Genomic DNA, 21,922 nt, shown 5'->3' with positions numbered 1-21,922 from the left:
AAGCTGGCAGTGAGCCGGATCGAGACCTCCAGTCGGCACAGAAGCCCGACAAGGTCTGTCTGATTCCGGTGCACAGCCCCTCCCTGCGCGGAGCGACAGAGCAACAGCTCCTTATGGTGGCTGGCCCTTAAGGAGGCTGGTCCTTAAGGAGGCTGGCATGACAGCGGCTGTCTCAGCCGGCCGCTCCCCGTGGTGGTGGACCCGCGATTGAGCGCTCTGCGGGAGCGATTGGCCCGCACCCGCGACCTCTCCCGTGAACTGCGGGTAACAGCACGTGAGTTGGTCGAGGCAAATCATCGACTACTGATGAAAGCTGACGTCTCGGGCGGCTTAAGGCATCACGTAGCAGCGAGTGATATCGCGGCACTCGGCAAGGCTGACGTCCTTGCCGGCGGATGGGGCGACGAAGACTCGGTCTTCGGCGTCTCACTCATCGCCGCGCCCTCTCCCGGGGCTTGGTGTGCTCGGCTGCGCTCTGTAGACCTCCAGCGGGCAGCTCGAAGGGGTGATGGCGAGCCAGGGCCGCTGGTCGTTGACTCAGTCAACGACTGGCCGGACGAAGCCCCCCTACAGTGGCGGTAAGACACTGCACGCGGTCGCCCGCTTGGTCACGCTCACCGCACCGCGGGTCGCGAGCCTCGCCGGACCCGATCCGGCCCGGCTCGGCCCGGCTCGGCTCAGAGGATCGCTCCCGCGTACGCGGTCACATCCTCCACCGACGCGTTGCCGCCGCAGATCACCAGGCCGAGCCTGGTCGCCTCGCCGGTCTTGGCAAGGACACGGCGAGCCGCCGGCAGGAGGCAGCCCGCCGCCGGCTCCGCCCATACCCTGGCGTGCTCGGCCAGCTCGACCACGCCCGCGTAGGCCTCCGCCTCGGGCACGACCAGTACCTCGTCGACCAGGTCACGCACCATGGTGTACGTCAGCGGGGACACCGTGGGCGCACTCAGCGTGCTGATGCGTGAATCCACATCCACGTGAACCGGCCCACCGCAAGCCAGTGCCCGGGACATCGCGTCGGCCCCGGTGGTCTCCACGCCCCACACGCGCACATCCGGCCGGCGTGCCCGCAGCGCCGCCGCCACACCGGCGATCAGACCACCACCGCCGATGGATACCAGGACATCCGTCAATTCACCGGCATCGGCGGCGAGTTCGAGTCCCACCGTGCCCTGCCCCGCGATGACCACCGGGTCGGCGAACGGGTGCAGCAGGGTGAGCCCGTCCGCCTCCAGCCGGTCCATCATCGCGAAGGCCTCGGCCATGGTCGCGGTCAGCCGTACGTCGGCTCCGGCGGTCCGGGCAGCCCGCACCGAGCGTGCCGGTGCGGTGCGCGGCATCACCACAGTGGCGTGCACACCCAGCGCGGCCGACATCTCCGCCACGGCGACGCCATGGTTGCCACCGGACACCGCGACCACCCCGGCCGCGCGCTGCTCATCGGTCATCGCAAGCAGCTTGGCGACAGCTCCCCTCGCCTTGAACGAACCAGTGCGCTGCAGCAGCTCGAGCTTGACCGTGACCGGTACCCCGAGCAACGCGGTCAACCCCGGGCTGGGCAGCGTGGGAGTGCGCACCACATGCCCGGCGATCCGCGCCGCCGCGCTCTCCACGTCCTCAACACCGACCATGGCACCCCTCCAGGATGTCTCGCACGCCGTATCCGTCTGCACCATACGTGGCCGATCCCGGGGGCCTGTTGTGCACCCGGCTGCAGCTTTATCGCCCGCCCCGCGGACACTCGGCCCGGATCCGGACCTGGGGCCACCGAATTCCCTGCCCGCTTCCGACGAAGAATCGAACGCCCAGAGTTTCACCAACTGTTACGTGGCAACACGGACCACATGGCTCAAGAGAGAAGACCCTCTGATGAAAGCGCCGGGGACACCCGGCACAGCGCCAAGGCAACAGCCGCCAAGGGGCGGTCCGCTGCGAGGACAGGAGCCCGCGACGTGAACACCACTGCACAGAAGGCAAAGCAGGAATCGGCTGAGGCCGCCGGAAAGGCGAAGGATTCCGCCGCAGAGGCGGCCGACGCCGCCGGTTCCGGTGCGCATTCGTTCGGTCTCGCGACCCAGCGTGCGAAGCAGGCGGCGGCCGCGGGCATCGAAAGCGGCGGCAAGACCGTGGTGTCGGCCACCGGCAAGGTCGCTTCAACGGCAGTCACCGGCTGGACCCTGGTGAAGAACCGCAAGGCCATAGCCACAGGCGCTGCCGCTGGCCTGGTCAGTGTGGCCGGCGTCGCCTTCACCGCCGGACGCCGCACGGCAAAGACCCGGGGCGGGCCCCTGACCCGGCTGACCCATGGCCGCATCTGACAACCGCCGCACAGAACGAACCACCCCGGGCATCAGGGCGGGGAGAAGGCTTCACCCCTTCTCCCCGCCCTGCCGTCTGAAGCCGCACAAGCGCACAGGCCACCAGCCCATGCCGTTCCGGGAACCCGTGGCGCAGGACATGGCACGACCGAAACAGAGACGGAGATCGCAGGTCTGTCCGACACGCCAGCAGTCGAAGACGGCTGACCCCACCCGGTGCCCGGCCGGGCAGAACGCCGTCGCCCCGCGACGATCTGGTGGGTGAAGAGGCCAAGGACCTCACAGAGAGCCGCACCGTGCCGATCGCGGCACGCTTCCAGTGCGCATCGGTCAAGACTCGACGGTGCGCACGGATCATTGCATGTCCTGAACCTGAGGGGTTCGCTGTTCAGGCGCTGAACCGCTGGCCGCCGGGCCGGAAAATCCGTCGACTAACCATGTGCCAGGCAGGCACCCTCCACGGCATGACCACGCCCGCCTTCATCCCCGGCCTGGAACTTTCCCGCCGCTTCTACCTCGAAGCCGTACGTCCCGTACTGCATCAGGCAGTCCCCGGGATCGTGCACTCCGCCGCCCGTCTCGGCAGCGGCTCGGAGGTCCTCGGATTCGACACCGCCCGCTCCGCTGACCACGAGTGGGGCCCCCGCCTGCAAATCTTCCTGAGTCCGCGGGACGCCACCCGCCATGGCGCAAGGATCAGGGAACTGCTCTCCGACCGTCTGCCTAAGATCTTCTGCGACTACCCGACCCACTTCGCCCTCACCGGCGAGGCGGATATCGGGTTCATGCAGGTGACTGACGGGCCGGTCCACCACCGCGTCGACGTCACCGATCCGGGCGCCTGGTTCACCGCGCAACTGGGCTTCGACCCACGCCTGGACATCACCCCGGAGGACTGGCTGGCCACCCCCACCCAGCGCCTTGCGGAGGTCACCACCGGCGCCGTCTTCCACGACGGGCTCGAACAACTCGCCCCGGCACGCGCCAATCTCGACTGGTATCCCCATGATCTCTGGCTTTACCTCCTTGCCTGCCAGTGGCAACGCATTTCCCAGGAAGAAGCCTTCGTCGGCCGCTGCGGCGAAGTGGGCGACGAGCTGGGCTCCGCCGTGGTCACTGCTCGACTGGTGCGCGATCTGATGCGGCTCTGCCTGCTGATGGACCGCCGCTACCCGCCCTACAGCAAATGGCTCGGCTCCGCCTTCGCCCTCACCTCCCAAGCCACCGCCCTCACCCCGGTACTCACCGCTGCGCTCGCCGCCCCCGACTGGCACGTCCGCGAACAGCACCTCGCACGCGCCTACGAGACCATCGCCGCCCTGCACAACCAGCTCGCCCTCACCGACCCGGTCGACCCGACCACAAGGCCCTACCACAGCCGCCCCTTCCAGGTCCTGCACGCCGAACGCTTTACTGCCGCTCTGACGGACCGAATTACCGACTCCGCAGTCCGCGCTCTGCCCACAGTCGGGGCTGTCGACCAGTTCATCGACAGCACTGACGTCCTCAACCGACCCGGCCTGGCTCGCGCTGCCACCCACACCACACTGCTGTCCGTCTGGCGGTGAGCGGAATTCCTCGGCTGTCATCAGTGGATAAGAGCGTTACCAGGGCGAGTGATCGGTATCAATTTCTGCCGCCGATGGTGTCACGTACGGCGAGACGGAAGTCCTGCACCTCGCGGGCCAGTCCGATGAAGCGGCGTATCCTCTCGTCGGCGTCGGTTAGGTCGGGTTCGTTGGAACGCAGTGCGGCGAGGATGGCATCCATGGCGATGTCGCGCTCATGGAGTGCGCTGAGGTAGCTCGCGCATGCGTCGCGGCGTTGCTGACGGCGCGTCTGTTCGTGTCGTGCCTGCGCGGCACGAGCAAGTACGACGCCTCGACCGCGCAGACCGGTCGGCAGCCGCCTGACCAACGTGGCCGGAACCGCCCGCCCGGGCCAGACCGACCGCGGACGTCAGTCCAGCTGACGCAACAACACCTCATTCTCTTGCCGCGACGCGAGCGGCCCCACGTCCTTCGCGCCCCCTGCGCGCGGCCCGACCGCACGAGCAGTCCGAGAACCCTGGAGAGGACCACGTAGAGCCTGCGTGGCCAAGACCGTCCTGCAGACCGGGCCGTGCGGCGTGAGGCTGTAGCGGACGACGTGCGAAATGATGTTGGACATGAGTGATCCCCAGCACCCCAGCAACACCCACAAACCCGACACCCCCGGCAGGTCCGCCCTCTCACATCGACTGGTCCCGATGATCGGGCGTGACCCGGAGGAACACGGGCGGGTCTCCACGCCGCTGGAGCTCCTGTTCGACCTCACCTTCGTGGTCGCCGTCGGCACCGCTTCATCCCACTTCGCCGAGATGATCGCCGAAGGGCACGCAGGGCAGGCGGTCACCGCGTTCGTCCTCGCGATGTTCGCGATCAGCGTCGCCTGGATCAGCTTCAGCTGGTTCGCCTCCGCCTTCGGTACCGATGACTGGCTCTACCGGGCCCTGACGATGGTCCAGATGATCGGCGTCGTAGTTTTCTCGCTCGGCCTGCCCGCGATGTTCCACTCCGTCGAAGAGGGCGGACACCTCGAACTGCGGGTCATGGTGCTCGGATACGTCGTGATGCGCATCGCCTTGGTGCTCCAGTGGTGGCGCGCCGCCCGTGACTCCCCCGCCTTCCACGACGTCGGCATGGCCAACATCCGCTGGACCGTGATCGTCCAGCTCGCCTGGATCGCGGTCGCCTTCACCCACCTCCCGCTGGCCGCCGTGTTCATCGCGTTCATCGTCCTCGGGGCGTTGGAACTGGCACTTCCGATGCTCACCCAGGGCGCTGCGGACGGCACCCCCTGGCACCCCCACCACGTCGCCGAGCGCTATGGCCTGTTTGCCATCATCGTGCTCGGCGAGGGCGTCGTCGGGACCGTCGCCTCCTCGGGCGACCTGCTGGGCGGCGCGGACGGCACGCACTGGAGCGGCAACGCGATCGCCGTCGTGGTCGCCGGCGTCGGACTGACCTTCGGCATGTGGTGGGTCTACTTCGCCACCCCCTTCGGCGACGTCCTCGTCCACCGCCGCAGCCGCGGATACCTCTTCGGCTACGGGCACATCCCCCTGTTCATCGGTATCGCCAGCGCCGGAGCGGGACTGCACGTGGCCGGGCTCCACCTGGAGCACCACTCCGAACTCGGCGACGTGGCCGTGGTCCTCTCCCTGGCCCTCCCGGTCGGCCTCTATCTGCTGATGGTCTATCTGCTGCACACGCTGCTGCTGTCCACGGCGGACCGATTCCACCTGCTTCTGATCTCGCTCACGCTGGCCGTCCTCATCGCGGCAGTCCTCCTGGCCGCGGCCGGCGTCGCCACCGCGGTGTGCCTGCTCGTCGTCATGCTCGCGCCGTTCGTCACCGTGATCGGCTACGAGACGGTCGGGCACCGCCACCAGGAACAGATGCTGGAGGAACTCGGCGCGCGAGAGGGCTGACGGGAGTCACCTGCCGCTTGTCAGGCCGCCAGTGTTTGCCAATCCGGGCGGCTCAGCACCTCGGCTCATGGGGCCCCGTTCGTGCGGCTTCGATACCGCATGCTCGGAGTTGGGCTCAGGTGCCGGGGGGGGCGGGCGGAACTTGGCGTCCCTTCCGCGGCCGTAGTGCTCCAGGCCTCGTAGCGCACCTCTGCGTCGGGGACCGCGGCGACGGCCGTCCACGCCTTGATGTCCGGGCGTCGCGATGCCGCGGAGTCGTGGTCCACGTGGTCCACGCACACCATCCGCCCAGAACATCGAGGGCACCGGTGCCGGGCAGGACCGGGATGGCGCTTGAATGCGCCGCCCTCTCACCAGGGCCGACAGGTCGCCGACACGCGGGAAACCATGTGTCAGTTCGCGTCCCCCGCTGGCGTCATCGTTGCTCCGGCCTGCGCGGGCCGCGTCGGCGGCACGACCTCAAGATGCTCGTCGGCCTCGGCCGCCGAGTAGGACGAGGCAAAGGTGAACGCGCGCGGCGACGGTCCATTCGCCTGCAGGTCCGCCAGCCGGCCCAGGGCCTCGCCGACCGTCGGGAGGTGACCTGCGGAGACCCACCAGAGCACCAAGTGCGCCTCGACGTGTCGCTCGAACCACTCACGGCGCTGCCGCATCACCTCCAAGTGCCCGCTGCGGTAGGTGAAGTCCCACAGCGCCTCCGGGGTCTCCCACACCGACAGATTGACGATGACGTTCTCGCCCGCCGGGCGCAGGCCGGTGGCGTCGGGCGATCCCTCCTCCACAAGCCGCCAGACGAAGCCGGGCGCGTCGTCAGCTGCGGCGTTGACCGGGGCGAGCATCTCGACGAACGGCGCGATGCGCGGGTCGTCCAACGGGTGGCGGAGCGTGGCGATGTTGAGCTCGGCGAGGTGCGCGGCATGCGCGGATGCGGTCATGACCTCATCCCAGCACGGCCCACTTTTCTATGTCAATAAATATTGTTTTTAGAAGCTTCGAGTACGACACAGCACTCCCCGGGCCTGGCATCCATACGGGCGCGGACGGGACCGTCCTCGCCGAGCAGCCCTTCCAGGAGCGCCAGATTCATCCCGCAGACGAGCGGCGGGAAGCGCTCGGCGACGGCATGGAAGGGGCAGTTGCGCATACGGACCACGCGGGGCGCCACCTCGGCACCTTCCATGTCCTTCACTTCGGCGGCTTCCGTATGTGGTTCGTAACCGCGCGCGGACAACATCTCCACCGCCTCGTCGAGGTCGCCGCAGGGCGCCGCCGAGCCGCGCAGGGTCTCGCCCCGGCGGCGCGCGGCCGCACAGAGCCCGGCGTCCAGGCCGGCCTGTTCGGCAGCCTCGGCGAGCAGTTCAGCGGCTGTGCGGTAGTCGCGGGCGGGCAGCGACACCGAGTGCTCGGCCCGCGCTCGCGTGTACACCTTGGCGGGGCGGCCCGCCCCCGGCCCCGAACGGCCGGTCAGGCGGCGACTGCCGCTCTCGAGCAGGCCCGCCTCCGTCAGCTTGTCCAGATGGTGCGCGGCGAGCGTGCGCGCCACCCCTGCCGCCTCGGCGGCCTCGTTGCGGCCGACCTCACGGCCTTGCCCCGCCACGTACTCGTACAGGCGGCGCCGCACAGGATCCTGCAGCACCGCGATCGCGTCGATGTCCTTCACCTCGCCATTCTAGGAACAACACAAGTTGGAGATAGAAGGGGACGGCCAGATCCACGGCCCGTGTCAGATCAGATGGCCCGTGCCGAGCTGGGGCGGTCCTCAGCGGCGGGGAGGACCGGATCACGGGGAAGCGGGTCAGTTCGCCCTCGACCCACTCGTGCGCGCAGTGGCACCGGATACGGATACGGATCGTGCTGCGCTCGGCGTAAGGATTGAGTCAGCAGTCAGTGCATCAGCGAGACTCACGGCGGAACAGCCAAGTATCCCTGTAAGTACGCGACGCTGGCGTTCCGTCAAGGTGCCCAGGAAGACCACCGCGTCGGCATGGGCCTGCTCACACTGAAGGCGTGGGCGTGCCCCTCCGAGAACGCCTCCTGCCCGCTGTTGGCGAAGACGCTTCCCTGCAATAACCAGCAGCGTTGGGTAAGCGGCTTATCCGCCGATGAGCTCGCACACGGGAGCGAGCGCCCGTGTGCGACGTACATCTTCGCTCTCAACTCCACCTTGTTCAGCCGGTCGCCATGAGTCCCCAACCCTATGGACCAAGCGAGATCGACTGGCAGGCGAGGACTTGGTCCGCGGACCGTCAACGGCGGCGTGCGGTCAGCAGCCAGGCGAGGTCTATCACCGCGATCGCTCCCCAGATCCAGCAGACGACGGCGCTTCCGTCCGGCGCCAGCGCCGTGGCGAGTACGCCCAATCCGACTGTGCCCAGCACTAGCCTGGTGCTGCGCCTCAATGCCAGTGACGCGCGCAGTGGCCCCGGTTCGGCCAACCTGTCGGCCAGGTAAGCGTCGAATGCCTCCGCGACCTGATCGTCGATCTCGTCCCGCATCTGGGCATCCAGTGATTCAGGCATGGACGGCCACCCGCTGCACCGCGGTTGCCTGAACGGAAGCCGCCATCGGCGGCCACAGCACGACGACAGCGCACAGTGCCGCCAGGAGGAGTTCCAGCGTGCAGGCCAGCGTCAGCGAGATGAGGGCGTAGTGCCCGGCCGTCATGACGTCGAACCAGGCGTCGACCAGCAACAACACGGCTGTCGCGATGGACGCCAGCGGCGCCCGGTGGTCACTACGCCGAACCAGCACCGCTGACGTCAGCAGACCGGCGATCTCCAACGCGACGAAGCCGACCCAGCCGACCCGCCAGTGCTGCGCCTGATAGGGGTCCGGCAATGTCGTCCACAGCACTGCGAGCCATGGCATCAGCGCCAGCCCTGCGGCCAGTAACAGCCTGCCGACCAAGTTCTTTCGCATCTCGACCCCCGCACGTTCCAGCGCCTGCCGGCACCCTCCTGAGTCAAAGTAGCTATTGCAGAGATATTCTGCAAATAGTCTCTGTGATGGCTGCAGAGAGTCTCTGCAGTACGCTGGCCGACATGGTCGAGCGCCCCGAGAAGAGAGTGCTCACCGGCCCGGACCTCAAAGCCTTCTACAAGGCACTGTCCAACCCGGTGCGCCGCGACATCCTGAGCTACCTCGGCGAGCACGGTGAAGCGAACTCCACCAGCGTCGCCAAGGCCCTCGGTGAAAGCACCGGCACCACCAGCTACCACCTGCGCAAACTCGCCGACCTCAAGCTGATTGCCGAGATCGAGGAGCGGTCCACCGGCCGGGAACGCTGGTGGAAGTCACTCATGACGGACATCTTCACGCCGCCGGGCCTGGAGTTGGCGGCCGACGAGCGCGAGGCCGCGGTGAAGATCGGCGCCCTCAAGATGACCCATGACCTGAACCTGGTCGTGAGCGCATACGCCGGGTACGACTCCTCCGCAGGCTGGAACCAGATCTACCGCGCCGGACTGCGGATGACGAAGGATCAGGTCGCCGCGTTCGTCGAGGAGTACCAGACGCTTCTACGCAAATACCAGACGGAGCCCGGTGACCACCCGCCCGACTCCCGGCACATGGCCGTACGCCTGGTAGTTGTGCCCGACGAGGGCTCCCGGCCCACCCTGCCGACTGAGCCGGACGGCGATTAGCGCCGCACCAGACGACAGAGTCCTGGCATAGAGGTCAGTCCAGGGCAGCGACGCCGTCCTCGCCTCGACCTGCTTGGGCTCGCAGGCGTTCGGCCCGCTGTTTCTTGTCGTCGATGTGCCGCAGGCTCTCCTGTTCTTGTCGTCGATGTGCCGCAGGCTCTCCTGTTCTTGTCGTCGATGTGCCGCAGGCTCTCCTGCAAGCTGGCGACCTCGCCGAGCCACCGCATCCGCTGCGCCTTCCGCCCGCATCGAAATCGGCGGCACAGTACAGCTCCACCCTCCCCGGGCCCCGGACTCCGCCGGGCGCGTCACGATCTTCGGCCCGAGCCCCGGAGAATGCTAAGAGAGGAGGCTCGGGCCGCTCCTGAAGCCGGGCGGACCCCGGGATTTCCCTCCCCTGGGCGGGAGTTGCGGGAATTTCCTCCAGGGCACCCTCTCGGGTCATCTGACCGTCAGCTGAAAAGAGTTCTCAGCTCCGGCGTTAATTCATGATGCACAACACTCGAGAGGGGATTGATATGCCGTCACATCCAGCGGGACGGACCGAGATCGGGGCCTTACCTCCTTCGGACACAGGCGGGAATTCTGGCCCCATGCAACCAGCGCACAGCCAGCCTCGCTTTGCGGGGGGGGGGGAAGCGAAATGACGGAAAGCCACCGAGGGTCGATCCTGCGGGCGTCGACAGTACCGGCTCCGCCGACACCGTGTCTCCGCACGGATACAGAGACAAAGAAGCCCCTACCCCTGAGGGACCGCAGCGGCCCGGGACCGGCAGCCGGATTCGCCTGCCGGGTGCGGGGCGAGGCAGCGGCAGACTCCGGCCAGGGCCCTGCGGCATCGGCGTCAGGGGGCGCACACAGCAGGACCTGACCCAGCAGGATCGCTTCCCGGCGAGTTCTGCTGGTTGCGGGTACGGGAGAGTGCCTGTTTCGCGAAAGCGAGGGCGGTGAACCGCCACCACACCCCCTGCCCCGGCGCCCGTGCCGCCAGGGTCACGCGCGGCCCAATGTCTATTTTGCGCGCCATTCATGCCGAATAAAGCCATATGGGGCACCCTCGTGCTGCATTCCCTTCAGTGAATTGAGTCACGCTTCCGGTCGCGGCGCCGCTGGGAACAACTGCGAACCGTTGGGCGCACTTCCGTTGCGCACTAAGAAATTTGGGGTTTTTGATCAATGAGTGCGAGCGGCCCTGTTCGCCTGGAGGCGAGCCCTCGCGCATTGCCTATGCGAATTCGTGTCTTGTTCCTTCTGGCATTCCTCGCCTAACGTCACCGTCAATCCGGATGGAACGCCGAATCCTGCCGCTGTCCGGAAACCCATCCCACTCACTTACGCACGGCAGGAGCGGGGGACCCAGGTAAGCCGCCGATCCGGATTCCGGAACGGCTCCGGGGTGAAGTCGCATTCACAGTGCGGCCGGACATCTCCCGTCCGAACCCGACAGCTCACCTCGCAGGCGACGGAGAGGAAATCGTCATGCCTGCAAAGGGAAAGCACCGCCGCCCCAAGTCCAGCCCGCTCACCCGGAACCTCGCCGCCGCAGGCACGGGCGGCGCCGTGCTCGTCCTCCCGGTGCTCGGTGCGACCACCGCAGCCGCTGCGCCGGCCGGCGCAGCGGCCAAGCCCGCCGCGGCCCCCACGACGTACGTCGTCGCCGCCGGTGACTCCCTCGCCAAGATCGCCCGCGAGCACTCCCTGAGCGGCGGCTGGAAGAAGCTGTACGCGGACAACCGCAGCACGCTCGGCGACAACCCCAAGATGATCCACCCCGGTCTCAAACTCACCCTCGGCGAAAACGCCCCCGCTCAGCGGGCGGACCGCTCCGAGCGCACGGACACCCTCACCGCCGAGCCCGCCGCAGCCCCGGCGAAGAAGACGTACACCGACGACCTCGACGGCTGGATCAGGGAGTCACTCGACGTACTGGCCCAGCACGGCATCCCCGGCACCTACGAGGGCATCCACCGCAACATCATGCGCGAGTCGTCCGGCAACCCTCAGATCACCAACAACTGGGACTCCAACGCCGTCGCCGGAACGCCCTCCAAGGGGCTCCTGCAGGTCATCGACCCCACCTTCGCCGCGTACCACGTGCCCGGCACCTCCACGGACAGCTTCGACCCCGTCGCCAACATCACCGCCGCCTGCAACTACGCGGCCGACCGCTACGGCTCGATCGACAACGTGAACGGCCCCTACTAGACCGTTCGGTGACTGTCACAGCCCCGCCTTCAGGAGCCCCAGGTCCCGCAGGCACTCGGCCAATCGGCCAGCTCGACGAAGCTCAGGGTCGGGCCGTCGGCGACGGCCAAGAACCGCCGATCCGCTGCCTGGGGCGCGGCCATCGCGTGGCCGACGGCTTCGCCGCGATCAAGGCGGCCGTCTTCGACGATTTCCCTGCGCATTGCGAAGACCGCCCGCCAAGGTATCCCGCACGGCTCCCGCCTGGACGAGATCCGTTCTGGACGAGATTCATTGGGGGGCGGCAAGGCGGAGTGCTGCCTGGCCGCACCACTCCCCCGCACGACCCTCGACACACCGGATCGGGTCAAGGTCCGCCGGGTTACGAGTCTGTCCCAGCCGGGCGGCAGCCGCGAGCAGGCCTCGACGGTGGCGGGAACCGCCTTTACGGTCGGCCGGTGACGTACACCGGCGCTCTGCGGCGCGCCGTGACAGAACCCCTGAATCCCCTGCCGTACAGCGCCTGTACAGCGCCTGCGGCGGGCCACGGCAGGGGTGTGGGAGAGGCCGGTTGTGAGGCGGGGTGTGACCGATCGTGGTGCGAGTGGTGCCTGGAGGTGTGTGTAACAGGGATGCATTAGGCGGTGATTGATCGGAACGGGAAGCCCGGCCGGGCGGGTCCTGGTGGTCAGAAGTGCTCGCTCGTAGCGAGCACCGTCAGCACCCCATCCGATTCTGAGGAAGACACGATGCGCGTTCACAAGCTCACCTTCGCCGCCCTGGCTGTTGCCGCGAGTCTCTCGCTCACGGCCTGCAACGACGACGACGTCACGGGACAGGGCGACCCGTCGTCCGCATCCAGTACGTCTTCGTCGGGCGGCGGTTCGGAGCAGAACGGCGGTTCGGGCTCGGGCGATTCGGAGCAGGGCGGCGGCGAGGACTCCGCCGGGAAAAACTCGGGCGGGCAGGGCACGGACGCCGGGACCGGCTCGGACGAGGACGGCACGGCCGCCGACAAGTGCCGTACCGACGATCTGGACATCACTGCATCGGACAGCACCATCGACGGCGACACGGAGGGCTCCGTCGCGGTGGAGATGAAGAACAGCAGCGGCCGGGGCTGCGTGCTGTCCGGGTTCGCGGGCCTCGACCTGAAGACCAGCGAGGGGGATCTGTCCGCCGAGCGCACCGGCGAGCCGGCCGACCGGATGACCCTCCAGGACGGGAAGTCGACGTTCTTCAACGTCAGCTACCCGATGAACGACTCGGGCGGCTCCGGCGTGAAGGTCACGAGCCTTGTGGTGACCCCGCCCGGCGAGACGAAGTCGTTCACCCTGGCGTGGCCCGGCGCCGCCACGCTGCCCGTCACCGACGGCGCCGGCTCCCCGGTGAAGGTCGGCCCGATCGGCAGTGCCGGTCAGGGCGGCTCCTCCTGATCAGCGAGGTCAGCCTGATCAACAGGGTCAGCACGTGTCTCGCGTAACACTTGTCTCGAGTAGCACTCGGCGCGAGTAGTACTCGTCTCGCGTAGTGCACGGGTCGGGCTTGCGCGGGACGCGGTTACGGGACGTTGCTGGCCCCGGTCACCGCTCCCCGGCCCCCAGTCCCCAGTCCCCAGTCCCCAGTCCCCAGTCCCCAGTCCCCAGTCCCCGGAAGGATCCGCGCTGCCGGAACAGACGACGGAATGTGTCGCGGTCGGCGAGAAAGCGGCCGGTATCCGCTGCGGCCTGGTGGTGCAACGTACCGGTGCGATTGTCCCCGCGCCGGACTGCCCGGCCGGTCGGCGGCCTGATCTGTCAGCGGGCAACTGCGCAACTCCTGGACGTACTTCGCAGGTTGGAGCAGGCTGTCCCCGCCCTCCGCCACCGCGAACTGGCTTCCTTGTCCGCCACCCGCCCGCACCGCGCCGCTTGTCGCCCCTACCTGAGGAGTTCTCGCATGGACCAGCCGCAGATCCTTGTCCTGGACGCCGCAGGCAGCGACCGACACGCCGAGGACGCCGAGCTGCGCTCACGCGGCCCGGCCACCCGCGTCGACGTCCTGGGCGTCGAGGCGTGGGCGGTGACCGACCCGGCCCTGCTCAAACAGCTCCTCACCGACCCGCGGGTCTCCAAAGACCCCCGGCGGCACTGGCCGATGTTCCCCGACCAGATCCTCGGCACCTGGCCGCTGGCACTGTGGGTGGCCGTCGACAACATGTTCACCGCCTTCGGCGGCGACCACCGGCGGCTGCGGCGCCTGGTCAGCCCGGCCTTCACCTCGCGCCGTATCGCCGCCCTGCAGCCGCGTATCGAGGAGATGACCGACACGCTGCTCAAGGAACTCGCCACCCTTCCCGCCGGGCAACCCACCGACCTGCGCGAGCGGTTCGCCCATCCGCTCCCGATCCGGGTCATCAGCGAACTCATGGGGATCCCCGACCACTCCCGGCCCGGCTTTCGCCGTACCGTCGACGGCGTCTTCGACACCACGCTCAGCCCCGATGAGGCCGCCGCGAACACCCAGGAGGTGTACGCGATCCTGGCCGACCTGGTCGCGGCCAAACGTGAAACGCCCGGCCAGGACATGACCTCCGTGCTCATAGCCACCCGGGACGATGACGGCTCCGCGCTGAGTGAACAAGAACTCCTCGACACGCTCCTCCTGGTGATCAGCGCGGGCTACGAGACCACTGTCAACCTCCTGGACCAGGCCATCGTCGCGCTGCTCACCCATCCTCAACAGCTCGCCCAGGTCCGCGAGGGCACAAGCGCCTGGGCAGACGTCGTCGAGGAGACGCTGCGCTACGAGGCACCCGTTGCGCACCTGCCGATGCGTTTTGCCGTCCAGGACATCGCCCTGACACCAGGACTCGTGATCCGCCAGGGCGAGGCCATCCTCGCCTCCTACGCCGCAGCAGGCCGCCACCCCGGCCTCCACGGCCCCAGCGCCGGCTCCTTCGACCTCACCCGGGCCGACAAGACCCATCTCGCCTTCGGCCACGGCGTCCACGTCTGCCTCGGCGCGGCTCTGGCCCGGATGGAAGCCCAGATCGCGCTGCGGGCGCTGTTCACCCGCTTCCCCGGCCTCACCCTCGCCGTCCCCGCATCCGAGCTGCGCCCCGCGGAATCATTCATCTCCAACGGACACCGGGAACTGCCGGTCGTCCTTGGCCCAGAACGCTGAGAGCTGACTCGACCCGGCACTACCGGAAGTCCCAGAGCCACTGCGCGCCCCGACACGAACTTGACGTTCCATCAGAGGGTGGAGAACACCCGACGGAACAGGTCCAGGGCCTCATCGGCCCAGCTCAAGACACCCAGGGCCGAGCCGAGATTCTCCGGCGGATGGTTGACCAGTGTGTCGTGGCGGATGAGCCGACCGAAGTCCACGAGCACCGGGTCCTGATGAGGGGTGCTCGCGTCGGGGCGGAAGAACCGGACGCCCGCCAGCCGCATCACGTTGATCACTTCCTGGGCGAGAATCCCGTATCCGACCGTCGTGGGGTGCACACCGTCGAGCGAGAACAGGCCGCCGTCCGCGCGCCGTCCGCCCTTGCCGGCGAGGAAATGCGAGTTGGGCGGCGGTGACAGCGCCTGCAGTGCCGGCGGCAACGGATAGGGCCGCCACCAGTCCGGACGCGCCAGGGGGTCCTCGATGTAGCGGCGCGACGCCAGCCGGTCCATCAGGCCGCAGGTCTCAAGGAGGTACCAGTCCTTCCCCTCGGTCCGGGCAGCGCGGACCGTATCGGTGATCGCGTAGTTGTACGCGTCGATCGCGTCGTCCACCTGCCGCGCCTGCTCCGCGGTGATGCTCGGGTCCCTGCCCACGTCGAAGTCCCGGTCGCTGATCCACGGACGGGTGTAGTAGGGGAAGTACCGCGAACCGGGCTGGACCTTGACCGCCACGCCGCGTGCGATCGGCGCGATGGTCACGTGCGGAACCGTGCACCAGATGACGTGGCGTGCCTTGATGTCGGCGACTTCCACGGCCACTTCGCGCAGTTCGGACGTGAAGTGCCTGGGCCGCCAGACCGTGAAGCGGCGCTTGGCGTCCAGGTCGTCGAAGCCGGCGTCCTCACTCCACACCACACGCAGGTCGGTCACCGCCCGCAGGGCATTGTTCGCGCCCAGGAAGACGACCAGTGTCTCGATGCCGTGCTCCGCATCGGTGCCCTCGATGTCCTTGCCCAGCTCGGCCGCCGCACCCAGCTGGGTCAGGGCCCCCGCTGTCCGGGGTTGGGTGGGCAGCACCCTCAGGGCGGCGCGCTCACCGGCGTTCTGCACGATCTGGTTCACGAGGTCGTCCCTCGGCACGTCGATCCGCTTACGGCACTCGTCCGCCGACTTCGACAGCGCATCGCGCAGATCCCACCCGAACACGGCAAGGTTGTGCATGATCGCCGTTGTCGACGGCACAGCCAGGCCGGCCCCTCGCTCCCAGTAGTCCTCCACCCGGTCCATCACATGGCGAGCCCGGAACAAGGCCAGCGGCACCTCCCACCAGTCCACACTCCGCCCAAAGCGGTCCTCCAGATCGCGCAGGAACCACTCGAGGTTGAAGGGCAGCCCGCCCAAGCCCCCGTAGAGGGGATACCGGAACTGCGGGAGACACCCCAGCTCATACGCGACGATCGCCGGATACGACAACGACGTGTTGAAGATCGCCGCGCTCTGGAATCCCTGCGTCAGCGAATCCCCCACCGCGACCAGCCGGTGACGAGGATCCCCCGCCCACCCCGCAGGGACATCGATCCCCAGCCTGGGATCGGTTACGGGCACTCGCGGGCCCTCCCCACCTACGGAATCGGCCATGATCCCCTCCCCCTTGACAGCCTGCGGCGTACCGGCCGCGACCTCCGGTCTCACCCGTCGGCCCTCAGCCCTCGGCCCTTGTGCGAGGCCTTTTCCTGCGTAGCAGAGGCCGATCCAGGGCGGCACTCTCCCGACAAGAGATACGCACAACCCGGTGCACGATCGGCGGCGTGCGGTATCGGATCCGGGCCCCGCCTCACCCCCGTCATGCGTGATGTACACCTGACGGACGGGCCCTGCGGTCGGGAGCCTGAGCCTGTCGTCGGGCACGGAGGCGCACGGCGGGGCCGGTCGCTGTCCGCCCACCCGGATAGGGTACGAAGACCTCTGTGAACGAACAGATTCAGCCCGCGACCGTTCGTGTGTTCATCGCTCTCGCCCCGCCCGACGACGCGAAGCAGGAACTGGAACAGGCACTTGGGCCCGCCTATCACGCACATCCCCGCATGCGGTGGAATCGCATCGAGGACTGGCACGTCACCCTGGCGTTCCTCGGCGAGGTACCCGCACCGGTGGTCCCGCTCCTGCGCACACCGCTCGCCCACCTCGCAGCCACCCGCAGCCCCCTCACCCTGGCCCTGCACGGCGGCGGACACTTCGACGAGCGAGTCCTGTGGAGCGGAATCGACGGCGACCTCGAAGAGCTGCACCAGCTCGCCACCCAGGTGCGCGCCATCGCCGACAACTGCGGGATCGCCCACGCGCACCGGCCGTTCCGCCCGCACCTGACTCTGGCCCGCGCCCGCCGCGACACCCCGTCATGTGCGGTGCAGGCCGCTGCCGGGCTCGCCGGGTTCACCGGCCGCCCATGGAAGGCCGAGCGTCTGCACCTCGTAGCCAGCAACGCCGGCCGCGGCCCAGGCCCCATCCGCTACCGCGACATCGACGCCTGGCGCTTCGACGAGCCGACACAGCCAGACCCCCACGCCCAGGGGCGACAAGGCCGCCCCGGCCACCCACAGCCGCCACACCTAACTCAGGATTGAGCCGTCTCGTCGAACAGGCCACCCGGAAGCGTCCAGTTGCACGTGCTCTCCGGAGCCACATGACGAGCGAGCAGTACCCGCCCGCCCTCGACACACACTCGGAGTCGAACGTGGTGAAGTCGACTATGTCCAGGTCATGCACCCCGATGCTATCCAGGGGTCGGACGCGGACGATCACCGCGGATCCATACGCTGATGCAGCTCCGCCGCTCGGTTCGCTCCCGTCAGTGGAGGCTCACAGATCCAGGACCAGGCGCGGGCAGGCGGCGCGCGAGACACAGATGAACATCGTGTCATTGCACGCCTTTTCAGCGGGGGTGAGGAGGGAGTCTCGGTGCTCCACCGCGCCGTCGAGGACCGCAGTCTCGCAGGTGCCGCAGGTCCCCTCCTGGCATGAGGACAGCACTTGTACGCCCGCCTCCTCGACGCTCTCCAGGACACTCTTGTCCGGCGGGACCGTCACCGTGATGCCGGTGCGGGAGAGTTCCACCTCGAAAGAGGCCGAAGGGACGTCGTCCTCCCGCGCCCTGGGCGTGAAGCGCTCGATGTGCAGCGTGTCCTCCGGCCAGGCGGCACACCGCTGTTCCACCGCGTCGAGCAGGGGCCCTGGACCGCAGCAGTAGACGAGGGTGCCAGCGGAGGGGCTGCTGAGCAGCCCCTCCAGGTCGAGGAGCCCGCTCTCGTCCTGGGGGCACAGTTCCACGCGGTGGGCGTGGTCCATGGCGAGCTGCTCGGCGAAGGCCATGGTGGCGCGGTTGCGCCCGCCGTACACCAGTCGCCAGTCGGCTCCCCGCCGTTCGGCGGCGGCGATCATCGGCAGGAGCGGAGTGATGCCGATGCCGCCCGCGATGAACAAGTAGCGCTGGGCGTCGATCAGTTGGAAGCGGTTGCGGGGGACGCTGACCCTGACCGTGTCGCCCTCGGCCAGCTTGTCGTGCACGTACTGGGAGCCGCCCCGGCCCTCCGGCTCGTGCAACACGGCCACTTGGAGGAGGGAAGTGTCCCCCGGATCGCCGCACAGCGAGTACTGCCTCACCAGGTCGGGACCCAGCACCAGATCGATGTGGGCGCCCGGACTCCACTCGGGCAGCCGCTCGCCGGTGGGGTGGGTCAGGCTGAGGCGGACGACGCCTTCGGCGAGGGGCTCCTTGTGCACCAGGGTCAGGTCGAGTTCGCCCCCGCTGCGTGGAAGGCTCGTGCTGTTCATGGTGAAGACTCTCTTTCCGGGGCGGACTCCGGGGCAGGGCCGGGGCGGTGGTCCTCGGGGTGACCGAGCAGCCAGTCCCACAGCACCACCGGATCCTCGAACTCCTGCTGCGCACCGCAGTGACAGACGGCCAGGAGCCGGTCGGTGCCGAGCACCCAGTGGATGCGGTAGACGTCCTCACCGGCGAGGACGGGTGGGTGCAGCGGGATCATCGGGCCACCGCCGTGGCCCGCGTCGCGGTCCCCTCCTGGGCCAGACGGGCGAGGATGCGGCGGGCGGCGAGTCCCCCCGTGTCGATGTTGATGCTGAGCTCCTGGTAGCCGTCCTGTTCGGTGTCCAGGGATTTCTGCAGCACGTTGAGGGCGACGACGTCCTGCATCACCACCGTGTGGTTGTTTTCGTGCAGGAAATCCGTGACGTTCCGGTCGTCGAGGGCGAAGTCGCGCGCCACGGCCCAGAAGTCGTACGTCGTCTTCTCCGTCGACGGAGTGATGCCGTAGACGACCTCCACATGGAAGGCGTGCGGGTCGCTGCCGTCCGGGTTCGGGCCGGGCGCGCCGACCGGCGCGATGCGCGAGTGGAGCAAGTAGAGACACGGTGCGTGGTACTCGATGTCCTGCCAGCGGCTGATGCGTCCCTCGATCCCCGTGGACTTGGCGTAGAACGGAGGGCATTCCGCGTCGTCCATGTGGCGGCTGACGCGGACGATGCCGGCCTTGTCGTCGACCTCGGTGGTGGTGGGCGTCTCGGCCACCTCCGGAGTGCCGATGTAACCGCCGTGCAGGTACGTCTCGTGCGACAGGTCCATGAGGTTGTCGACCAGCAGCCCGTAGTCGCCGTCGATCGGCTCCATGCCCGAGACCACTGTGTACTCGGGCGAGTCCATCCACGGAGCGCGGGGCGGCAGACTGTCCCCGGGCTCGCTGTCGCCGATCCACACCCACACGAAGGAGTCCTGCTCGATCACCGGGTACGTTTTCAGGCGCGCCGTGCGCGGAATGCGTTGCTGGCCGGGTACGAAGACGCAGCCGCCGTCGGTGTCGTAGGTGAATCCGTGGTAGCCGCACACCACCTTGTCCCCGTCCAGCCGACTCGGCGCCTGCGACAGCGGGAAGCGCCTGTGCACACAGCGCTCGGACATCGCCACCGCCCGGCCGTCCTCCGTGCGGTACAGGAGGATCGGCTCGCCCAGCACGGTACGTCCGAGCAGCTCGCGCCCGACCTCGCCGCCATAGGCAGCGACGTACCACTGATTGCGTACGAAAGCAGTCATGATCGTTCCCTTCGGAGTGGAGCATCGCAGGGCTTCAGTGCGCGTGGTGCCGACGGCGCGAGCGCGTTCCTGGTCTGCGTCCGGCAGCGGCTCATCGGCCGCTTGGCGCGAGGGTGCGTCGGCCGTGCGGACCATCGTGGGCTCGGCGCCCGCGGGTCACCAGGGGGCTTTCCGGATGCCGGGAAACATCTGCGTAATCCCGGCCCCCCCCTGTCGGGACGGGACGGCGCAGTTCGGATCTACGGCGTGGTCACAGCGCGGGAGATCGCCCGGGCGCTCGTACAGACGAGCCGGGCCAAACCGTGCGCGGAGGCGCTGCCATGACGGACCACCAGCGATACCGAGGCGATCACCGTGCCGCCGCGGTGGACCGGCGCGGCGACCGACAGGGCGTCCATCGTGACCTGGCGATCGCTGACCGCGTAGCCGTTGGTCCGCACATCGGCCAGCATGCGCCGCAACGTACGCGGGTCGGTGACCGTGCCCGGCGTGAATCGCTCGATGGGCCCCGCGAGTGCCTCTCCCTGCACCTCGGCGGGGGCGTGCGCGAGCAGCACAAGGCCCACGCCGGTGGCCGTGAGGGCGAAGCGCCCGCCCACGCGCGTCAGCACGGGCACCGCACCGGACCCCGCGATGCGTTCGACGAAGACGACCTCCGTGCCCTCGCGCACCGCGAGCTGAACGTTCTCGCGGGTGACCTGGGAGAGGTCCTCCAGGAACGGCAGGGCCCGCTCGCGCAGGCCCTGTCCGCGCGGTGCGAGCGAGGCGACCTCCCACAGGCGCAGGCCGACGCGGTAACACCCTTTGTCACCGCGCTCCAGCGCTCCCCAGGCGATGAGCTCGCCGAGCATCCGGTGCACGGTCGACACCGGAAGCCCCGACCTCCGGGACAGCTCGCTCAACGTCATCTCCGGATACTTCGCGCTGAACGCACCGAGGATCCGCAGGGCGCGGCCCAGTACGGGCCCCGTGCCCGACTCCGCGCCACGGCGAGCCCGGGGCATCTGGGCGCCTCCCCCGTCAGCCGCCGGTGACGGCGACCCACCGACCTGCTGCGGCTCACCTGCGAGCGAGTCTTCCAAAGATCTCTCACCGATTCCCGACTGGCTGTGGCGGTCAGTGTGCAAGACGGTCGCGGCCGCGTCGAGACGTCGCACTCCCCCGTCGGTCCTTGAAGCGTGAGCGGGAGGCGAGAGGCAGGGGGCGTACTTCAACCCCCGGGTTTCCTCCGGAGCTCGCGCAGGCGTTCCGCCATGCCGGTCAGGGAGGGCGACCAGAGCTGCTCCCGCGTCTCCTCCCGATGAGTTTTCCGAACGGGCACGGTCTGTACGTACAACCGCGAACCGGAGGTACTCATGACCCCCAAGGCACTGCCCCCTGTCGTCGATGCCAAGACGTGGGAGCGCCAGCTCGACGAATTGCGCGTCCGGGAGAAGGCGGCGACCCGGGAACTCGATGCGATCGCCGCGCAACGCCGCCGGATGCCGATGGTCGAGATGCCCGGCTACACCCTTGAGGGCGAGGACGGACCGGCTCGGCTCACCGACATCTTCGGCGACAAGTCTCAGCTGATCGTCTACAACCACATGTGGTTCCCCGGAAAGAAGTGGCAGTGCCCGGGCTGCACGGGGTTCACGTCGCAGTTCACCCGGCCGGAGTTCTTGGAGGCCTACGACGCCAGGTTCGTCGTCGTCACGCAAGGGCCCATCGACGAGGCCCTCGCCTACAGGCGGCGGGTCGGGAACAAGATGACCTGGTACTCCACCGCGAACAGCCCGTTCGGCACCGATGTGGGCGCACCGCCCGGCGGTGGATTCGCGGTCAACGTCTTCCTGCGCGACGGCGACACCGTCTACCGCACCTGGCACACCAACGGCCGGGGCACCGAGCAGCTCAGTCACACCTTCCCGCTGATCGACCTGTTGCCGTACGGGCGGCAGGAGGAGTGGCAGGACTCGCCCAAGGGCTGGCCGCAGTCACCCACCTACAGCCTATGGGCAGGATCCGAGGACATCGCCGCCCGCTACGGCCCTCCAACTGCATAG

At 68.4% G+C, this 21,922-nt stretch carries 21 protein-coding genes and 1 riboswitch; of the genes, 9 read left to right on the top strand and 12 right to left on the bottom strand.

Annotated features, from left to right (window positions below; genetic code table 11):
• Positions 1–677 precede the first annotated feature (677 nt).
• Positions 678–1,631, bottom strand: a complete 954-nt coding sequence (locus ACZ5CR_RS26390) for a threonine/serine dehydratase (RefSeq protein WP_468861627.1) — start codon at positions 1,629–1,631, stop codon at positions 678–680.
• Between the two features lie 321 nt (positions 1,632–1,952).
• Here ACZ5CR_RS26390 and ACZ5CR_RS26385 point away from each other — a divergent pair, with 321 nt between their 5' ends.
• Together ACZ5CR_RS26385 and ACZ5CR_RS26380 are read left to right on the top strand one after the other, a co-directional pair.
• Complete coding sequence (locus ACZ5CR_RS26385; RefSeq protein WP_468861624.1) at positions 1,953–2,318, top strand: hypothetical protein; 366 nt, start codon at positions 1,953–1,955, stop codon at positions 2,316–2,318.
• A gap of 464 nt (positions 2,319–2,782) precedes the next feature.
• The gene (locus tag ACZ5CR_RS26380; protein ID WP_468861622.1) at positions 2,783–3,886 is read left to right on the top strand and encodes a DUF4037 domain-containing protein; all 1,104 of its coding nucleotides are present in this window, start codon (positions 2,783–2,785) and stop codon (positions 3,884–3,886) included.
• A 58-nt stretch (positions 3,887–3,944) separates the two neighbouring features.
• On the opposite strand, the gene ACZ5CR_RS26375 is transcribed toward ACZ5CR_RS26380, so the two are convergent.
• On the bottom strand, positions 3,945–4,088 hold the full coding sequence (locus ACZ5CR_RS26375) for a hypothetical protein (protein WP_468861620.1): 144 nt from the start codon (positions 4,086–4,088) through the stop codon (positions 3,945–3,947).
• Positions 4,089–4,485: 397 nt separating this feature from the next.
• Here ACZ5CR_RS26375 and ACZ5CR_RS26370 point away from each other — a divergent pair, with 397 nt between their 5' ends.
• Entirely contained in the window at positions 4,486–5,790 is a 1,305-nt protein-coding gene (locus tag ACZ5CR_RS26370) for a low temperature requirement protein A (RefSeq protein WP_468861619.1), read from the top strand.
• 392 nt (positions 5,791–6,182) lie between these two features.
• Here the strand turns inward: ACZ5CR_RS26370 and ACZ5CR_RS26365 are convergent, their stop codons facing one another.
• The 4 genes from ACZ5CR_RS26365 to ACZ5CR_RS26350 form a co-directional block, all read right to left on the bottom strand.
• Positions 6,183–6,725 carry a DUF3291 domain-containing protein gene (locus tag ACZ5CR_RS26365; RefSeq protein ID WP_468861616.1) on the bottom strand — a complete coding sequence of 181 codons (543 nt, stop codon included), beginning with the start codon at positions 6,723–6,725 and terminating at the stop codon, positions 6,183–6,185.
• 32 nt (positions 6,726–6,757) lie between these two features.
• On the bottom strand, positions 6,758–7,450 hold the full coding sequence (locus ACZ5CR_RS26360) for a helix-turn-helix transcriptional regulator (protein WP_468861615.1): 693 nt from the start codon (positions 7,448–7,450) through the stop codon (positions 6,758–6,760).
• Between the two features lie 586 nt (positions 7,451–8,036).
• On the bottom strand, positions 8,037–8,309 hold the full coding sequence (locus ACZ5CR_RS26355) for a hypothetical protein (protein WP_468861612.1): 273 nt from the start codon (positions 8,307–8,309) through the stop codon (positions 8,037–8,039).
• Positions 8,302–8,709 carry a hypothetical protein gene (locus tag ACZ5CR_RS26350; protein WP_468861610.1) on the bottom strand — a complete coding sequence of 136 codons (408 nt, stop codon included), beginning with the start codon at positions 8,707–8,709 and terminating at the stop codon, positions 8,302–8,304. The genes ACZ5CR_RS26355 and ACZ5CR_RS26350 overlap by 8 nt, the downstream gene beginning before the upstream one ends.
• Before the next feature lie 86 nt (positions 8,710–8,795).
• On the opposite strand from ACZ5CR_RS26350, the gene ACZ5CR_RS26345 reads away from it, so the two are divergent.
• Positions 8,796–9,434: an ArsR/SmtB family transcription factor gene (locus tag ACZ5CR_RS26345; protein WP_468861607.1), complete on the top strand. Its 639-nt coding sequence runs from the start codon at positions 8,796–8,798 to the stop codon at positions 9,432–9,434.
• A 1,319-nt stretch (positions 9,435–10,753) separates the two neighbouring features.
• Positions 10,754–10,911: riboswitch (cyclic di-AMP (ydaO/yuaA leader) on the top strand.
• A 2-nt stretch (positions 10,912–10,913) separates the two neighbouring features.
• Complete coding sequence (locus ACZ5CR_RS26340; protein ID WP_468861605.1) at positions 10,914–11,639, top strand: transglycosylase SLT domain-containing protein; 726 nt, start codon at positions 10,914–10,916, stop codon at positions 11,637–11,639.
• A 29-nt stretch (positions 11,640–11,668) separates the two neighbouring features.
• On the opposite strand, the gene ACZ5CR_RS26335 is transcribed toward ACZ5CR_RS26340, so the two are convergent.
• Complete coding sequence (locus tag ACZ5CR_RS26335; protein ID WP_468861602.1) at positions 11,669–11,842, bottom strand: hypothetical protein; 174 nt, start codon at positions 11,840–11,842, stop codon at positions 11,669–11,671.
• Between the two features lie 525 nt (positions 11,843–12,367).
• Here ACZ5CR_RS26335 and ACZ5CR_RS26330 point away from each other — a divergent pair.
• Complete coding sequence (locus ACZ5CR_RS26330) at positions 12,368–13,054, top strand: DUF4232 domain-containing protein (RefSeq protein ID WP_468861600.1); 687 nt, start codon at positions 12,368–12,370, stop codon at positions 13,052–13,054.
• A 502-nt stretch (positions 13,055–13,556) separates the two neighbouring features.
• Entirely contained in the window at positions 13,557–14,783 is a 1,227-nt protein-coding gene (locus tag ACZ5CR_RS26325; protein ID WP_468861597.1) for a cytochrome P450 family protein, read from the top strand.
• 71 nt (positions 14,784–14,854) lie between these two features.
• On the opposite strand, the gene ACZ5CR_RS26320 is transcribed toward ACZ5CR_RS26325, so the two are convergent.
• Positions 14,855–16,300 carry a hypothetical protein gene (locus ACZ5CR_RS26320; protein WP_468861594.1) on the bottom strand — a complete coding sequence of 482 codons (1,446 nt, stop codon included), beginning with the start codon at positions 16,298–16,300 and terminating at the stop codon, positions 14,855–14,857.
• Between the two features lie 440 nt (positions 16,301–16,740).
• On the opposite strand from ACZ5CR_RS26320, the gene thpR reads away from it, so the two are divergent.
• On the top strand, positions 16,741–17,397 hold the full coding sequence (gene thpR / locus ACZ5CR_RS26315) for an RNA 2',3'-cyclic phosphodiesterase (RefSeq protein ID WP_468861592.1): 657 nt from the start codon (positions 16,741–16,743) through the stop codon (positions 17,395–17,397).
• Positions 17,398–17,632: 235 nt separating this feature from the next.
• Here thpR and ACZ5CR_RS26310 read toward each other — a convergent pair whose 3' ends face one another.
• The 4 genes from ACZ5CR_RS26310 to ACZ5CR_RS26295 form a co-directional block, all read right to left on the bottom strand.
• Complete coding sequence (locus ACZ5CR_RS26310) at positions 17,633–18,604, bottom strand: PDR/VanB family oxidoreductase (RefSeq protein WP_468861589.1); 972 nt, start codon at positions 18,602–18,604, stop codon at positions 17,633–17,635.
• Positions 18,601–18,816 (bottom strand): hypothetical protein, encoded by a 216-nt coding sequence (locus tag ACZ5CR_RS26305; protein ID WP_468861586.1) that lies wholly within the window; start codon positions 18,814–18,816, stop codon positions 18,601–18,603. The genes ACZ5CR_RS26310 and ACZ5CR_RS26305 overlap by 4 nt, the downstream gene beginning before the upstream one ends.
• A complete protein-coding gene (locus ACZ5CR_RS26300; RefSeq protein WP_468861583.1) occupies positions 18,813–19,877 on the bottom strand; it encodes a Rieske 2Fe-2S domain-containing protein in 1,065 nt (354 codons plus the stop codon). Before ACZ5CR_RS26300 ends, ACZ5CR_RS26305 begins: the two co-directional genes overlap by 4 nt.
• A 239-nt stretch (positions 19,878–20,116) precedes the next feature.
• The gene (locus ACZ5CR_RS26295; RefSeq protein ID WP_468861582.1) at positions 20,117–20,881 is read right to left on the bottom strand and encodes an IclR family transcriptional regulator; all 765 of its coding nucleotides are present in this window, start codon (positions 20,879–20,881) and stop codon (positions 20,117–20,119) included.
• A 351-nt stretch (positions 20,882–21,232) separates the two neighbouring features.
• On the opposite strand from ACZ5CR_RS26295, the gene ACZ5CR_RS26290 reads away from it, so the two are divergent.
• Positions 21,233–21,922 carry a DUF899 domain-containing protein gene (locus ACZ5CR_RS26290; protein ID WP_468861579.1) on the top strand — a complete coding sequence of 230 codons (690 nt, stop codon included), beginning with the start codon at positions 21,233–21,235 and terminating at the stop codon, positions 21,920–21,922.

This window comes from Streptomyces sp. NPDC031274 (assembly GCF_055570235.1).
Note: the sequence above shows the minus strand (reverse complement) of the source record. Positions and strands in the feature narration are given on the sequence as shown.

Bases quoted from the DNA above. Each gene is read 5' to 3' on its own strand.
- ACZ5CR_RS26345 (WP_468861607.1), top strand. From the start codon at position 8,796: ATGGCTGCAGAGAGTCTCTGCAGTACGCTGGCCGACATGGTCGAGCGC.
- ACZ5CR_RS26325 (WP_468861597.1), top strand. From the start codon at position 13,557: ATGGACCAGCCGCAGATCCTTGTCCTGGACGCCGCAGGCAGCGACCGA.
- ACZ5CR_RS26370 (WP_468861619.1), top strand. From the start codon at position 4,486: ATGAGTGATCCCCAGCACCCCAGCAACACCCACAAACCCGACACCCCC.
- ACZ5CR_RS26365 (WP_468861616.1), bottom strand. From the start codon at position 6,725: ATGACCGCATCCGCGCATGCCGCGCACCTCGCCGAGCTCAACATCGCC.
- ACZ5CR_RS26375 (WP_468861620.1), bottom strand. From the start codon at position 4,088: ATGGATGCCATCCTCGCCGCACTGCGTTCCAACGAACCCGACCTAACC.
- ACZ5CR_RS26310 (WP_468861589.1), bottom strand. From the start codon at position 18,604: ATGAACAGCACGAGCCTTCCACGCAGCGGGGGCGAACTCGACCTGACC.
- ACZ5CR_RS26335 (WP_468861602.1), bottom strand. From the start codon at position 11,842: ATGCGCAGGGAAATCGTCGAAGACGGCCGCCTTGATCGCGGCGAAGCC.
- ACZ5CR_RS26355 (WP_468861612.1), bottom strand. From the start codon at position 8,309: ATGCCTGAATCACTGGATGCCCAGATGCGGGACGAGATCGACGATCAG.
- ACZ5CR_RS26380 (WP_468861622.1), top strand. From the start codon at position 2,783: ATGACCACGCCCGCCTTCATCCCCGGCCTGGAACTTTCCCGCCGCTTC.
- ACZ5CR_RS26295 (WP_468861582.1), bottom strand. From the start codon at position 20,881: ATGCCCCGGGCTCGCCGTGGCGCGGAGTCGGGCACGGGGCCCGTACTG.
- ACZ5CR_RS26350 (WP_468861610.1), bottom strand. From the start codon at position 8,709: ATGCGAAAGAACTTGGTCGGCAGGCTGTTACTGGCCGCAGGGCTGGCG.
- ACZ5CR_RS26330 (WP_468861600.1), top strand. From the start codon at position 12,368: ATGCGCGTTCACAAGCTCACCTTCGCCGCCCTGGCTGTTGCCGCGAGT.
- ACZ5CR_RS26290 (WP_468861579.1), top strand. From the start codon at position 21,233: ATGACCCCCAAGGCACTGCCCCCTGTCGTCGATGCCAAGACGTGGGAG.
- ACZ5CR_RS26300 (WP_468861583.1), bottom strand. From the start codon at position 19,877: ATGACTGCTTTCGTACGCAATCAGTGGTACGTCGCTGCCTATGGCGGC.
- ACZ5CR_RS26390 (WP_468861627.1), bottom strand. From the start codon at position 1,631: ATGGTCGGTGTTGAGGACGTGGAGAGCGCGGCGGCGCGGATCGCCGGG.
- ACZ5CR_RS26305 (WP_468861586.1), bottom strand. From the start codon at position 18,816: ATGATCCCGCTGCACCCACCCGTCCTCGCCGGTGAGGACGTCTACCGC.
- ACZ5CR_RS26340 (WP_468861605.1), top strand. From the start codon at position 10,914: ATGCCTGCAAAGGGAAAGCACCGCCGCCCCAAGTCCAGCCCGCTCACC.